The 13,359-nt window shown below is 65.0% G+C and carries 12 protein-coding genes and 2 riboswitches; of the genes, 5 read left to right on the top strand and 7 right to left on the bottom strand.

The genetic code is table 11. The features are described 5' to 3' along the window. Positions 1-30: 30 nt before the first annotated feature. Genes AC1C2O_RS06065 through AC1C2O_RS06035 form a run of 7 tightly spaced genes read right to left on the bottom strand, consistent with a single transcriptional unit; the run spans position 31 to position 7,322 of the window. Entirely contained in the window at positions 31-804 is a 774-nt protein-coding gene (locus AC1C2O_RS06065) for an SDR family NAD(P)-dependent oxidoreductase (protein WP_495429537.1), read from the bottom strand. 24 nt (positions 805-828) lie between these two features. After that, positions 829-1,770 carry a glycosyltransferase family 2 protein gene (locus AC1C2O_RS06060; RefSeq protein ID WP_495429536.1) on the bottom strand — a complete coding sequence of 314 codons (942 nt, stop codon included), beginning with the start codon at positions 1,768-1,770 and terminating at the stop codon, positions 829-831. A 9-nt stretch (positions 1,771-1,779) separates the two neighbouring features. Then, complete coding sequence (locus AC1C2O_RS06055; protein ID WP_495429535.1) at positions 1,780-2,913, bottom strand: cysteine desulfurase family protein; 1,134 nt, start codon at positions 2,911-2,913, stop codon at positions 1,780-1,782. Next, entirely contained in the window at positions 2,913-3,764 is an 852-nt protein-coding gene (gene nadC, locus AC1C2O_RS06050; RefSeq protein ID WP_495429534.1) for a carboxylating nicotinate-nucleotide diphosphorylase, read from the bottom strand. Before nadC ends, AC1C2O_RS06055 begins: the two co-directional genes overlap by 1 nt. Then, entirely contained in the window at positions 3,764-5,281 is a 1,518-nt protein-coding gene (nadB, locus tag AC1C2O_RS06045) for an L-aspartate oxidase (protein WP_495429533.1), read from the bottom strand. The genes nadC and nadB overlap by 1 nt, the downstream gene beginning before the upstream one ends. Beyond that, positions 5,278-6,597, bottom strand: coding sequence for a quinolinate synthase NadA (gene nadA, locus AC1C2O_RS06040; RefSeq protein WP_495429532.1), 1,320 nt, complete (start codon positions 6,595-6,597; stop codon positions 5,278-5,280). The genes nadB and nadA overlap by 4 nt, the downstream gene beginning before the upstream one ends. After that, positions 6,594-7,322 (bottom strand): NUDIX hydrolase, encoded by a 729-nt coding sequence (locus AC1C2O_RS06035; RefSeq protein WP_495429531.1) that lies wholly within the window; start codon positions 7,320-7,322, stop codon positions 6,594-6,596. The genes nadA and AC1C2O_RS06035 overlap by 4 nt, the downstream gene beginning before the upstream one ends. Before the next feature lie 266 nt (positions 7,323-7,588). On the opposite strand from AC1C2O_RS06035, the gene AC1C2O_RS06030 reads away from it, so the two are divergent. Genes AC1C2O_RS06030 through AC1C2O_RS06010 form a run of 5 tightly spaced genes read left to right on the top strand, consistent with a single transcriptional unit; the run spans position 7,589 to position 13,053 of the window. Continuing rightward, complete coding sequence (locus tag AC1C2O_RS06030; protein WP_495429530.1) at positions 7,589-9,292, top strand: ABC transporter substrate-binding protein; 1,704 nt, start codon at positions 7,589-7,591, stop codon at positions 9,290-9,292. A gap of 45 nt (positions 9,293-9,337) precedes the next feature. Further along, positions 9,338-10,333: an ABC transporter permease gene (locus AC1C2O_RS06025; RefSeq protein ID WP_495429529.1), complete on the top strand. Its 996-nt coding sequence runs from the start codon at positions 9,338-9,340 to the stop codon at positions 10,331-10,333. Continuing rightward, entirely contained in the window at positions 10,326-11,321 is a 996-nt protein-coding gene (locus tag AC1C2O_RS06020) for an ABC transporter permease (RefSeq protein ID WP_495429528.1), read from the top strand. The genes AC1C2O_RS06025 and AC1C2O_RS06020 overlap by 8 nt, the downstream gene beginning before the upstream one ends. Further along, positions 11,318-12,223 (top strand): ABC transporter ATP-binding protein, encoded by a 906-nt coding sequence (locus AC1C2O_RS06015; protein WP_495429527.1) that lies wholly within the window; start codon positions 11,318-11,320, stop codon positions 12,221-12,223. The genes AC1C2O_RS06020 and AC1C2O_RS06015 overlap by 4 nt, the downstream gene beginning before the upstream one ends. After that, positions 12,220-13,053: an ABC transporter ATP-binding protein gene (locus tag AC1C2O_RS06010; protein ID WP_495429526.1), complete on the top strand. Its 834-nt coding sequence runs from the start codon at positions 12,220-12,222 to the stop codon at positions 13,051-13,053. The genes AC1C2O_RS06015 and AC1C2O_RS06010 overlap by 4 nt, the downstream gene beginning before the upstream one ends. A gap of 72 nt (positions 13,054-13,125) precedes the next feature. Beyond that, positions 13,126-13,221, top strand: a riboswitch (glycine riboswitch). Next, positions 13,222-13,318: riboswitch (glycine riboswitch) on the top strand. Positions 13,319-13,359 lie beyond the last annotated feature (41 nt).

Genomic DNA, 13,359 nt, shown 5'->3' with positions numbered 1-13,359 from the left:
CGACTACCCCCACGATCTCTGAGCGACTACTCAGTGAGCCGACAGGCCGCCGTCGACGAACAGCGAATGACCGGTGACGTATGCCGAGCCTGTACCGGCGAGGAAGACCGCGGCGCCAGCGAAATCGCTCGGCAGCCCGTTGCGACCGAGCATGGTGCGCGCCGCGAGGGCGGCGATCTGCTTCGGATCCTCTTGTAGCCGCGCATTGAGCGGTGTGAGCACGAATCCGGGCACAAGCGTGTTGCTGGTGACGCCTCGATCGCCCCATGCTTCGGCCTCGGAACGCATCAGCGATTCGACTGCGCCCTTTGAAACACCGTAGATCCCGCTGCCGACGAAGGCGCGATGCGCCTGCTGTGAGCTGATGTGGATGACGCGCCCGTAGCCGCGTTCGGCCATGCCGACGCCGTAGCGTTGGCCGAGCAGGAACGGCGCGAGCGCGTTCACTGTCATCGTGGCATCCCAGTCGTCCTCGGTGATCGCAGCGTACGGCGGGCGAATGTTGATGCCGGCCGAGTTCACCAGGATGTCGGGTTCCCCGAACGGCCTGGTCGCAGCCTCTGCGAGGGCGTGGATGCCGCCGCGTGTACTCAGATCGCCCGTGACGCCGGCGGTGCGACCTCCGGCATCCGTCAGCTCGCGGACAGTCTCATCGACGCGATCCTGGCCGCGGGCGACGATGACGACGGATGCGCCGGCATGGGCGAGTGCGGTCGCTATGCCGCGGCCGATGCCTGAGCTGCCACCGGTGACGATTGCGGTGCGGCCGTCGAGGCCGAAGAGGTCGGCAAGGTAGTTGTTCATCTGGTCAGGACCTTTGTTGAGCACTCACCAGGCCAGCGCGGCAGTGAGGTGCGGATCGGGGTGGGTGTCAGCGAACTCGGGGAATGACCGCAGTTCGTCGATGAACGCCGTGACCGCCGCGGCGTATGCGGGGTCGGGGTGGGTGCCGGCGATCTCCTGGAGCGGCGGCACGTCCATCGCGAGGATGAGATTGAGTCGAGCGGTCACGGCGTCATGGGCACGGGCATCGTGGAGGACCCTGATGCCGCCGCGGAGCGCCGCGAGATAGTCGTGCAGCACCGGCAGTTGCGACTTGCCCTGGGTGATCGAGGTGCCGTTGGCGCGGATCCGCCAGTGCACGACGACATCAGGGATCACATCGAAGGCGGATGCGCGCGTGTACATCTGCTGCGCGACGATCTGGTCTTCGTATGCGACACCCTCGGGGAAGCGCAGATCGCTCCAGAAATCGGTGCGGCTGATCTTTGACCAGGCGACGATGTTGGCAGACGCGTGCGGATGCTCAGTGATTGTCGTGCGGAGGCGCTGCGGGTCGGTGGCTGCGGATGTCCACGGCTGCACGCGACCGGCGCGGTAGGTGCCATCGTGTAGTCGCGAGCGCACATATGCTCCGGCGGCGAAGTCGCTGCGGGTTTCGGCGAGCGTGCCGGTGAGGCGTTCGAGAGCTGTGGGCGTCAACTCATCATCGCCGTCGAGGAAGCCGAGGAATGGCGTGTCGACCTGATCGAGGCCGACGTTGCGCGCTGCGCCTAATCCCCGCGAGGCTTCGTGGCGGAGGAAGGTGAACCGAGGCTCGGATGCTGCGGCATCCGCGAATATGGCGCCTGTGGCATCTCTCGATCCGTCATCGATGAGGATGGCTCGCCAGCGCGGTTCGGTCTGAGCGTGCAGGGACGCTATTGCGGCGGGTGCGAAGGCGGCGATGTCTCGGCCGGGGACGATGAGCGTGACGATCGGTGCGGGCACCAGCCGAGTCTATGGCCCTGCGACGGCGCGTACGGCATCAGCAACCAGCGCCGCCAGTTGCTCCGGTGCGCTCTCGGTCAGCGGCGCGCGGGCGAAGGTGAAGCGCACCGAAGTCTGTGCGACCTCCGACGCGATGCCGCAGGCCAGCAGCACGTGGGAGGGCTCATCGCTGCCGGCGGCGCACGCTGAGCCGCTCGACGAGATGACTCCACGGCGCTCGAGCTCCAGCAGCACGGCCTCTCCGCTCGTGCCGGCGAACGTGAAGCTCGCGGTACCTGGAAGCCGGTCGACGGGGTCTCCGGTCAGCACAGCCTGTGGCACCGTGTTCAGCACCCCAGCGATGAATCGCGCCGACTGCTCACCGACACGATCTGATGCCGATTCCCGTTCAGCTTCCGCCAACTCGAGCGCCGTGGCCAAGGCGACAGCGCCAGCGACGTTCTCAGTGCCGGAGCGGCGCCCGCGCTCCTGGCCACCACCGTGCAGCAGCGGTTCCAGTGGCACTCGCCCGCGGACGGCCAGCGCTCCGATGCCTTTGGGTGCGCCGAGCTTGTGCCCTGCGATCGAGATCGCGTCAGCGCCGAGGCCAGCGAGCGGAAGCCATCCGGCCGACTGCACGGCATCCAGGTGTACGGGCACCGTGCCGGTCACGGCGGCGATGGCTGCAGCATCTTGCACCGTACCGATCTCGTTGTTCGCATGGCCTATCGAGACCAACGCGGTGTCCGCGCGCAGCGCGGTGGCCACGGCATCCGGAGTGACCCGCCCCTCGCGTGTAACTGCCGCGTACGTCACTTCAACGCCATGGAATCGCCGCAGATACTCCGCGGATTCAAGAATAGATTCATGCTCGATCGGCGTCGTCACAAGATGGCGGCGACCACGCTCAAGAGCAGCGAGCACGATGCCCTTGAGCGCGAGGTTGTTTGCCTCTGTGCCGCCGGCCGTGAAGATCACATCACCCGCGCGCATGCCCAGCACGCGAGCGACCCGTGCCCTGGCATCTTCCAGAGCGTTCGCTGCAGCCTCGCCCGCCGTGTGATGGCTGGACGGATTGCCGAAGACGCCCGTCAGACACGGGTGCATGGCTTCGAGTACTTCCGGACGCACCGGAGACGTGGCCGCGTGATCGAGGTAGAGCATCAGGCGATCCGCACGTCCAGTCCCAGATCCAGTGCACGTGCGGAGTGGGTCAATGCGCCGACCGAGATGACGTCGACGCCGGTCTCGGCGATGGCGCGCACCGTGTCGAGATTTACACCGCCGGATGCCTCGACCGTCGCCCGATTGCCGATCAGGGCGACCCCCGTGCGCAGGTCATCGAGCGAGAAGTTGTCCAGCAGCACGGTGTGCGCACCGCCGGCAAGTACGGCTTCGATCTGGTCAAGCCGATCGACCTCGACTACCACGTGCGCGGTGTGCGGCAGCCTAGACAGTGCCTCGCGTAGGGCCGTGGCGAGGTCTGCTCCTGAGCGTTGCAGTACAGCCAGATGGTTGTCTTTGGCCATCACAGCATCCGACAGCGAGTAGCGATGATTGTTGCCGCCGCCGGAGACGACCGCCTGCCGCTCGAATGCGCGCAGCCCGGGGGTCGTCTTGCGGGTGTCGGCGATTCGTGCGCCGGTGCCTTCGACCGCTTGGACATACTGGGCGGTGAGCGTCGCGATGCCGCTCATTCGTTGCGTGAAGTTCAGCGCCACGCGCTCGGCGGTGAGGATGCTGCGCGCAGATCCCGACACGGAGGCGAGTACATCGCCGGGCGCGAACTCATCGCCTTCGCCGACGTGCAGATCGACCGTGAGAGTCGGATCTGTGAGCGTGAACGCGGCCGCGAACACGTCCCCACCGCTGAAGACGCCGTGCTCACGGGCCGCGAGGTCGGCAGTCGCTGTGGCATCGGCCGGCAGCAGCGTCGTACTGGTGAGGTCGCCCCACGGGGCATCCTCTTCAAGGGCTGCGCCGACGACGCGGGTGAGTGTGGCAACGGTGAGCATCAGGCTCCGATCAAGGCTGGGGAGGGGGTCAGATGGTGGGCGCCGACGGAATCGGTGCGTGCGAGGGCAGCTGATGCTGTGGCCTCGGCCAGCAACAGCAGATTGGCATCCTCGTGCTCGGAGATGGTGGCCGGGGTCGTCGCCGCGTCGCGCCACGCGCGGATGGTGCCGCGCGCGTTGGAGAGCCCGTCCTCGGTGCGCAGCAGCCCGACGTCGTCCCACATGAGCTGTTGCAGATCCGCTCTCGAAAAGCTGCTTTCGCTGTTCCCGTCGCACTTTCTGTCGCCCAGCGTGCCGTGCAGCGACAGTTTTTGCGGCGGGAGCGACGTGCCGACCGCCGCGGCGGCGCGTGCGGCGAACACGGCGGCCTCAAGCAGGGAGTTCGAGGCCAGACGGTTCGCGCCGTGCACGCCGGTGCGCGCGACCTCGCCAGCGGCGAACAGTCCGGGAATCGACGTCCGTCCTTCGAGATCGGTCACGATGCCGCCCATCAGGTAGTGCGCGGCCGGAGTCACGGGGATCGGTTCACGCGACCAGTCGAGGCCGCGTGCGCGCGTGACGCGGTCGATGGTCGGAAAACGGTGGGCCAGACGCTCGGCACCGAGCATCGTGGCATCCAGCAGCACCGGTCGGCCCTGGGCAGAGGCCTGACGTGCGATCGCGCGTGACACCACATCGCGTGGGGCGAGCTCGCCATCAGGATGACTGTCGAACACGAACCGTCTGCCCTCGTCATCAATGAGCGTTGCGCCCTCACCGCGCACAGCCTCGGAGATGAGGAATGGGTTCGTCGAACCCCGCACATTCGTCGAAGCAAGCAACGTCTTCGATGCAAGCACGGTGGGATGGAACTGCATGAATTCGAGATCGGCGACGTCGGCGCCAGCGCTAATCGCCGCCGCGATCCCATCGCCGGTCGCTCCGTTCGGGTTCGTCGTGTGCGCGTAGAGCTGGCCTGCACCACCGGTTGCCAGGATCACGGCATCCGCCGCTTTCTCGACAGTCGCGCTGCTGCGGAGGAGTCGGACGCCGTGCACCCGACCGTCTGCAACGAGAAGGTCGAGCAGGAAGGCGTGTTCGACGACATCGATCGGGCGCGATCGCACCTGTTCGATGAGGGCGGTGGAGATCGCGAGCCCCGTGGCATCCCCGCCGGCGTGCACGATGCGCGCATGGGTGTGTGCGGCCTCACGACCGAGCATGAGAGTGCCTTCGGGGTTCCGGTCGAACGCGACGCCGCGGGCAATCAGCTCGGCGATGCGCGCGGCACCGTCGCGCACGAGCACGTCGACGGCCGCGGGATCGGAGAGCCCGGCGCCAGCAGCGAGGGTGTCTGTCGTGTGCAGCGCGGGGGAGTCGCCGAGGCCGTAGACACCGGCCACGCCACCTTGGGCGAGGGGAGTGCAGCCGTCACCGAGCGCGCCCTTTGTGACGAGGGCGACCGCATGGCCGGCCTCGGAGGCGTGCAGGGCCGCGGTGAGTCCTGCGATGCCCGAGCCGACGACGACGACGTTCATACGCGGGGCTTCGCGGCCAGCATCCGCTCCAGAGCAATGCGCGCGGGGGCTGCGACATCGGCGGCGACCTGGATGCGGTTGACGACGCGCCCTGCGACAAGCTCCTCCAACACCCAGGCGAGGTAGCCGGGGTGTATCCGATACATCGTCGAGCAGGGGCAGACAACAGGATCGAGGCAGAAGATCTCATGCTGCGGATACTGCGCGGCGAGGCGCCGGACGAGGTTAATCTCGGTGCCGATCGCGAAGGCGGTGGGCTCGGTGGCGCCGTCAATCGCCCGTCGGATGTAATCGGTGGAACCTGCCTCGTCCGCAGCATCCACGACCTCCATCGGGCACTCAGGGTGCACGATCACGCGTACGCCGGGGTGTTCGATGCGCGCCTGATCGATCTGTCCGACCGTGAAACGGCGATGCACCGAGCAGAAACCGTGCCAGAGGATGACCTTCGAATCGACCAACTGCGAAGCGGATGAACCCCCGAGCGGCCGGCGCGGGTTCCACATCGGCATCTGTTCGAGCGGCACCCCCATCGCCTTGGCGGTATTGCGTCCCAGGTGCTGATCGGGGAAGAACAGCACGCGCTGTCCGCGCTCGAACGCCCACTCCAGCACTGTCTCAGCGTTCGAGGAGGTGCATACGATCCCGCCGTGGCGTCCGACGAAGCCCTTGATCGCGGCGGAGGAATTCATATAGGTCACCGGGATCACCGGCACGCGACCGGTGGCATCCACCGCATCCAGATCGCCGAGCACATCGGCGAGCTGCTCCCAGCAGTCCTCGACCTGGTCGATATCGGCCATGTCGGCCATCGAGCATCCGGCGGCGAGATTCGGCAGGATCACCGCCTGATCGGGGGTGGAGAGCAGATCCGCCGTTTCGGCCATGAAGTGCACGCCGCAGAACACGATCGCCTCGACCTCAGGGCGTTCGAGGGCGGCATTCGCCAGCTGGAACGAGTCGCCGACGTAGTCGGCGTGCTGCACGACCTCTTCGCGTTGGTAGAAGTGACCGAGCACGACGACGCGCTCGCCGAGTGTGGTCTTCGCCGCGCGGATGCGCGCGTCGAGCTCATCTTCGCTCGCCTCGCGATACGCCACGGGCAGTTCGCCCTGGCGTGGTGCCCCGGTGGGGATCACATCGCCCATCGAAGAACCGGGACCGTAGCCAGGGGTGCTATCGAATGTCCACGGGCCGTCGGCGAGGTCGGTGCTGCAGGTGGCATCCGTGAGTGTGGCATCTGTCGTGTCGACGATCGACTGGATCAGGTGATCCACGGATGCGTCGGTGATCTGCGGGAACGGCAGAAGGGTCATCGGGTCCTCTTCTCTTCTACGGCGAGCGGGCCACGATCGGCGAGCTCGACGGCGTCGTTGTAGCGGTACAGGCGGGCAGGTCTGTGGTTGCCGGTGCGGAATTCTTCCGTCGGCAACAAGGTTCCGGATGTCTCGACCTGACGGCGGAAGTTCGCCGGATCGAGTCGCTTGCCGAGGATCGCCTCGTAGGCCTCACGCAGATCGGCGAGGGTGAACGTGGGCGGCAGGAAGCCGTGAGCGACCCGGCTGTAGCCGACCTTGTTGCGCAGGCGCCACAGGGCGTAGTCGATGATCTGGGTGTGATCGAACGCAAGTGGGGGGAGGTCTGCGGCATCGAATGACTGCACGTTTTCTGGTGCGAGACCGGATGCCACGTGCGCGGCGCTCTGCGCGTCGACCTCGTCGGATCGCAGCAGTGCCCAATAGACGATCGAGACGACGCGGCTCGGCGAACGGTCGACGGCACCGAACGCGTAGAGCTGCTCGAGGTAGCTGGGCGAGAGTCCTGTTGTCTCGTGCAGGGTGCGGGACGCGGCATCCTCCGGGCTCTCGTCCGGTTCGAGCCAGCCACCCGGCAGTGCCCAGTCACCCTGATGTGGATCGCGCGTGCGCAGCACGAGCGGCAAGGCGAGCGTAGGGAACTCGTCGCCTGGCGCGCGGCGCAACGTCAGGATCACCGTCGACACCGCGACGCGGATGCCTGCTTCCCTGGTTTTGGTCATCATGACTTTAACCTCCGTCATTGATCTTAGTGTCTTTCGGACCTGAAGGGGAAGTTGAAGACGTTCGATGACGGAGGTGCCCGATGTTCAGCGCGGCGCAGGTGCGGTCAGTGACTTGATGATCCCGAAATGTTATGTCGTCGTGACGGATGCCCTTGTTACCCCAGAAGGGGTTTGTTAGGTTACTGTCCTAACAAACCCCTTCCGGGGGTGTGTGACTCAACGACGAGCAGTCCCTCCAAGCAACGCAGCATCGAGAGGAAAATCAAATGATCCGCAATGGAAAGCGCCGTATTGCGCTCACCGCGATCGCGGGGGCATCCGTCCTCGTACTGGGGCTCACAGCCTGCAGTGCCGGTGGGGGAGACGACGGCAGTGACAGCGGCGGTGGCGATGGCGACCGCACGCTCCGGGTCTGGGCCGGCAGCCAGACGCCGATCACCGCGAACTTCAACCCGTTCGCACCCACCGTGCTGCACGGTGCGCTCGGCCCGATCTACGAGCCGCTGTTCTTCTTCAACAAGACGGCGGCCGAAGACCCTACCGGCATGATCGGCGACTCGTACGAGTACAACGATGACGGCACCGTGATCACCATCAAGATCAAGCCTGACCTGAAGTGGAGTGATGGCGAGCCACTCACCGCGGAAGACGTCGCGTTCACCTTCATGTACGAGGGCAACAGCCCGGACACCAATGGCCTCGTCTCTGCTGAGGCGACTGACGACACCACCGTCGTACTCACCTATGACTCGGCGCAGTACACCACCGAGTTCCAGCGCCTCGGTGGCACTTGGATTCTCCCCGAGCATGTGTGGAGCGACGTCGATGACTTCGCGAGCTTCGCCAACGAGGAGCCGGTCGGATCGGGGGCGTACGTTGTCGACAGCGTCACCAGCGAGTCGTACATCCTCGTCGCGAACGAGAACTTCCGCGATGCCGGGGTGCCCGCCGTCAAGACGGTGCAGTACATCGCGGTTGACACCAACCAGACGGCGCAGGATCTCCTCGCCGCCGGCGAGTTGGACTGGACGGGAATGTTCATCCCGAACCCGGATTCGGTCACGGCCAACGGGCAGATCGAGTGGATCAACACTCCTCAAGACCCCACCGTGCTCTACACCTGCGCGAACGCCGAGCTCGGCTGCACTGGCGCGCAGACCGACGTGGCGGTCCGGCAGGCGCTCAACGTCGCCATTGACCGCGCGACCATCAAGGACAAGGCCTTCGTGGGGCTCACTGGTGACATGTCGCCGACTTACGCCCTGCTGCCGCGTGATGAGAAGTGGGTTGCCGACCCCGCCAATGCGGTCAGCCCGCAGGAAGCGAATGTCGCCGAGGCTGGTTCCATCCTCGAGGCAGCCGGCTACGCGAAGGGCTCTGATGGGTTCTACGCCAAGGACGGCGTGCCGATCGAGATGACACTCACCTCTGTCGATGGGTGGACCGACTACAACGATGCTGCCAAGCTCATCGCCGAGCAGGCCGCGGAAGCCGGAATCAAGATCACCGCTTCGACGGTGCAGTGGCAGGAGTTCTCGGACTCGCGCCAGACCGGTGCCTTCGAGCTGATCGTCGGCGGCATGATCGGAACCTCGGTCGCAGACCCGTACCAGATGTACCGTGACTGGGTCGGTGGCGTCGAGGTGGGATCCACCGGCGCCGTCGGCGCCGAGGTTCCCACGGGTCGCTGGAATTTCAGCCGGTACAACAACCCTGTCGTCGATGAGGCGATCATGGCGGCGACCAGCACGAACGATGAGGCAACCAAGCTCGATCTCTACGCCACGATCCAGACGGAGATCGTCCGCGACCTGCCGTACATCCCGCTGGTCATCAACGCGACGCAGACCTTCTACAACACGAAGGACTTCACCGGCTGGCCCACCGAGGAAGACCTGTACGCATTCCCGCCGTCGTGGGGTTCGATCGCGGCCGGATTCATCCTGCAGCACCTGGAGCCGGTCGGGTAACAACCGACCGTCCACATCATTGCAAGGAAGCAGGAAGTTGAGTAAATGAAGTTCTATGCCAGAAGGATCGGGTTCTACGCGATCACGCTGTGGGTCACGATCTCACTCAACTTCCTGCTTCCACGCATGATGCCGGGCGACCCAGCCGACATCATGATCGCGAAGATCCAGCGCGCGGGCGGCGAGGTCTCCGAGACCACTATCCGCAACATCAAACTGCTGCTGGGCTCGGATGATTCACCGATGTGGGAGCAGTACATCGGGTACTGGGGGCGGATGTTCCAAGGCGATCTCGGGGTCTCGGTCACAAAGTATCCGGCCCCTGTTGCCGAACTCATCGGCGCAGCTCTCCCGTGGACGATCATCCTCGTGGGCGTCGCGACCGTCATCTCCTTCGTGCTCGGCATCGGACTCGGCGCCTGGGTCGGCTGGAAGCGCGGTACCTGGGTTGATCACCTGATCCCTGCGACCACGATTCTGCAGTCGATTCCGTACTTCTGGCTTGCGCTGGTGCTCGTCGCGGTGTTCTCTGTCGGCATGGGGATCTTCCCGATCTTCGGCGGATACAACGTCTTCGATTTCCCGAGTGGACCAGAGTGGACGTGGGCGTTCTTCTCGGATGCCGTGGTACATGCCGTCCTGCCTGCGCTCACCATCGTGTTGAGTTCAGTGGGCGGCTGGCTGTTCGGAATGCGCAACATGATGGTCTCCACACTCGCCGAGGACTACGTCACGACCGCTGAGGCTAAGGGCCTGCGGCCCCGTCGCATCCTCACCGCCTACGCCGCCCGCAATGCGGCGATCCCGTCCATCGCTGGATTCGCGATCACGCTCGGGTTCGTCGTTGCAGGTTCCATCGTGATGGAGCAGGTATTCACCTACCCTGGCATCGGCAAGCTCATGTTCCAGGCGGTGCAGAACAGCGATTATGCGCTCATGCAGGGCGTGTTCCTGGTGATTACGATCGCCGTTCTTGCCGCGAATTTCGTCATGGACCTCGTCTACGGCTTCATCGACCCGAGGGCGCGTCACAATGTCTGAAACCCGACTTTCCGAGGTCGTTGGCGGCCCCGTCACCGGCACGGTGGCGTCGTCTGCGCCTGATACCTCCGTGCTCGTCACGCAGCGGCGCACCCGTGGCGGGTTTCGTGCGATGCTGCCGCGGCCATCAATCAAGCTCATCATCGGCATCGTGTTGGTGGCCAGCATCGTCCTCTTTGGCGTCTTGGGCCCGATGCTCACGCAGAATCCGCGTAACTCGAAGAATCCTGCGCTCGAACCGCCGAGTGCGGAGCACCTGCTGGGCACTTCCAAGCTCGGCTACGACGTGCTCGCGCAGCTGGCGCACGGCACGCAGGGCTCGCTGCTGATCGGCCTCGTCGCCGGTGGTATCGCGGTCGTGCTGTCGATCTTCTTCGGCATCCTTGCTGGCTACCTCGGTGGGTGGAAGGACGAGGTGCTCTCGCTCTTCACGAACATCATGCTCGTTATCCCAGGGCTTCCGCTGGTCATGGTGATCGCCACCTATTTCGACACCCGCAGCTGGCTGCTGGTCGCCTCAGTTCTCGGCATCACCTCGTGGGCGGGGTCGGCCGTCGTATTACGCACCCAGGCGCGTTCGCTGCGCAGCCGCGATTATGTCTATGCGTCTAAGGTCGCCGGCGAACGGTCGCTCCGCGTGATTCTCGTGGAGATCATGCCGAACCTGTTGCCGCTGCTTGCTGCGCAGTTCCTCTTCGCGATCATCTTCGCGATCCTCGGAGAAGCCGGGCTCTCTTACCTCGGCCTCGGCGCCACAGACTCGATCACCTGGGGCACGATCCTCAACGACGCGCAGTCGGGTCAGGCGCTGGGCACCGGAGCGTGGTGGTGGTTCATCCCGCCAGGCCTCATGATCGCCCTGCTCGGCTGCGGGCTGTCGCTTATCAACTTCTCCATCGACGAGATCATCAACCCGAAGCTGCGCGGCGCACCAGAAGCTGCCCGCCGCGTGCGTAAAGCAGCCAAGACGAAGGGAGTCACCGCGTGACCGCCCCGGAAGCAGTACTCACCGCACACGACGTGTCCATCGAGTACGAGGTGGATCCGCCCGTGAAGGCGGTGCGAAACGTATCACTCACACTGCACCGCGGGGAGATTCTCGGGCTTGCGGGGGAGTCGGGATGCGGCAAGACCACTCTCGCCTACGGGCTGAACAGACTGTTGAAGGCTCCAGCGCTGTTGACGAGCGGCGAGATCACCTTCCACGATCGATCCGGCACAGACATCAACATTGTGGGGTTGGAGAACGAGCAGCTGCGCGCGTTCCGGTGGGACAAGATCTCGATGGTGTTCCAGGGCGCGATGAACTCGCTCAATCCGGTGATCAGCGTGAAGGCGCAGATCTTCGACATCTTCGACACGCACCGGCCCGGCATGAGCCGGCGCGCGAAGACCGAGCGGGCAGAGGAACTGCTGCGACTCGTCGGCGTTGACCCCGCACGGCTCACAAGTTTTCCGCACGAGCTTTCCGGCGGGATGCGCCAGCGTGTCATGATCGCGATGGCGCTTGCGCTTGACCCGCAGGTCATGATCATGGACGAGCCGACCACCGCGCTTGACGTGGTCGTGCAACGCGGGATCATCCGCGAGATCATGCGCCTGCGTGAGCGGCTCGGGTTCGCGGTGATCTTCATCACCCACGATCTGCCGATGCTCATCGAGATCAGTGACCGGATCGCCGTGATGCTGCAGGGGGAGATCGTCGAACAGGGCACAGCGGAGGAGATCTTCCGCACCCCGCAGCACGAATATACGAAGAAGCTGCTGTCCAGCTTCCCGAGTCTGCGTGGTGAACGCGGCGGGTTTGTGCGGTCGGGGACGGCTGTTGCGGCATCCGCTATCTCGACATCTGCCATCTCGGTATCCAACACCGCGGAGGGGGAACGATGAGCAACGAGACTCTCGAAGCGCGAAACCTGACCAAAGACTTCAAACTTCGCTCCGGTTTCAAGACAACGACGTTACATGCGGTGAAGGACGTCTCCTTCACGCTGGAACCAGGAAAGACCGTCGCTCTCGTCGGCGAATCCGGCAGCGGCAAGTCCACGATCGCGCGGATGCTGATGAAACTGGAGACGCCGACATCCGGGGAGATCCTGATGGATGGCCGCCCCAGCGGCACCCACGGCCGGGAACTTGCCCGCTACCGCTCCGACGTGCAGATGGTGTTCCAGGATCCGTTCGCGTCGCTCAACCCGTTTCACACGATCATCCATCATCTGGAGCGGCCACTGCGGATCCATCATCGTGAACTTTCCAAGGATCAGGTGCGCGAGCGCGCGCTGGATCTGCTCGAGCGGGTGCGGCTGACCCCGGGTGAGAGCTATGCCGATCGTCGACCGCACGAATTGTCCGGCGGGCAGCGCCAGCGCGTCGCGATCGCTCGCGCCCTTGCCCCTGGCGCACGCTTCATCGTCGCGGATGAGCCGGTTTCGATGCTTGACGTGTCCATCCGCCTCGGCGTGCTGAATCTGCTCGCAGACCTTCAGCGCGAGTCGCGCCTCGGCGTGCTCTACATCACGCACGACCTGGCGACCGCACGGCATTTCAGTGATGAGATCCTCGTGATGTATCGCGGTGACATCGTTGAACGGGGTCCTGCGGATGAGGTGATCCTGAACCCGCAGCACGAGTACACCAAGACGCTGCTGGGCGCGGCCCCTGAGCCCGAGAACCTTGGCCGCCTGCGCGACGAAGTGCGGGCGGAGCTGTCCCTCTGACGCGGCGAGCTGACGTTGCGAGTGGGCACGTGCGGGCCCGGTATGCTGGGGGCATAACTGAAGACAGGCCCCACGACCCGTGCGGGAGAGCCCCGGTGAATGCGGCCGGGCACCGAAGGAGCAAGCCTCCCCGCCAATCTCTCAGGTACCGCGTACCGCGCCGGTCAGGCCGCTCTGAAAAGTGATGCTCACGCATCCGCCGACGGTGAAAGCTTCCTGCGTTCTGCAGAAGTGAAACTCTCAGGCCCATGACAGAGGGGGAGTTCTCGGATACCGTGCATCTCGTACGGCATCCTTCCGACCTTT

This window comes from Microbacterium sp. Y355, from assembly GCF_059445345.1.
This window is presented reverse-complemented; position numbering and strand designations above follow the sequence as displayed.

Coding starts and splice junctions, on each gene's coding strand:
- nadB (WP_495429533.1), bottom strand. CDS start 5,281: ATGAACGTCGTCGTCGTCGGCTCGGGCATCGCAGGACTCACCGCGGCC.
- AC1C2O_RS06035 (WP_495429531.1), bottom strand. CDS start 7,322: ATGATGACCAAAACCAGGGAAGCAGGCATCCGCGTCGCGGTGTCGACG.
- AC1C2O_RS06025 (WP_495429529.1), top strand. CDS start 9,338: ATGAAGTTCTATGCCAGAAGGATCGGGTTCTACGCGATCACGCTGTGG.
- AC1C2O_RS06010 (WP_495429526.1), top strand. CDS start 12,220: ATGAGCAACGAGACTCTCGAAGCGCGAAACCTGACCAAAGACTTCAAA.
- nadC (WP_495429534.1), bottom strand. CDS start 3,764: ATGCTCACCGTTGCCACACTCACCCGCGTCGTCGGCGCAGCCCTTGAA.
- AC1C2O_RS06030 (WP_495429530.1), top strand. CDS start 7,589: ATGATCCGCAATGGAAAGCGCCGTATTGCGCTCACCGCGATCGCGGGG.
- nadA (WP_495429532.1), bottom strand. CDS start 6,597: ATGACCCTTCTGCCGTTCCCGCAGATCACCGACGCATCCGTGGATCAC.
- AC1C2O_RS06065 (WP_495429537.1), bottom strand. CDS start 804: ATGAACAACTACCTTGCCGACCTCTTCGGCCTCGACGGCCGCACCGCA.
- AC1C2O_RS06020 (WP_495429528.1), top strand. CDS start 10,326: ATGTCTGAAACCCGACTTTCCGAGGTCGTTGGCGGCCCCGTCACCGGC.
- AC1C2O_RS06055 (WP_495429535.1), bottom strand. CDS start 2,913: ATGCTCTACCTCGATCACGCGGCCACGTCTCCGGTGCGTCCGGAAGTA.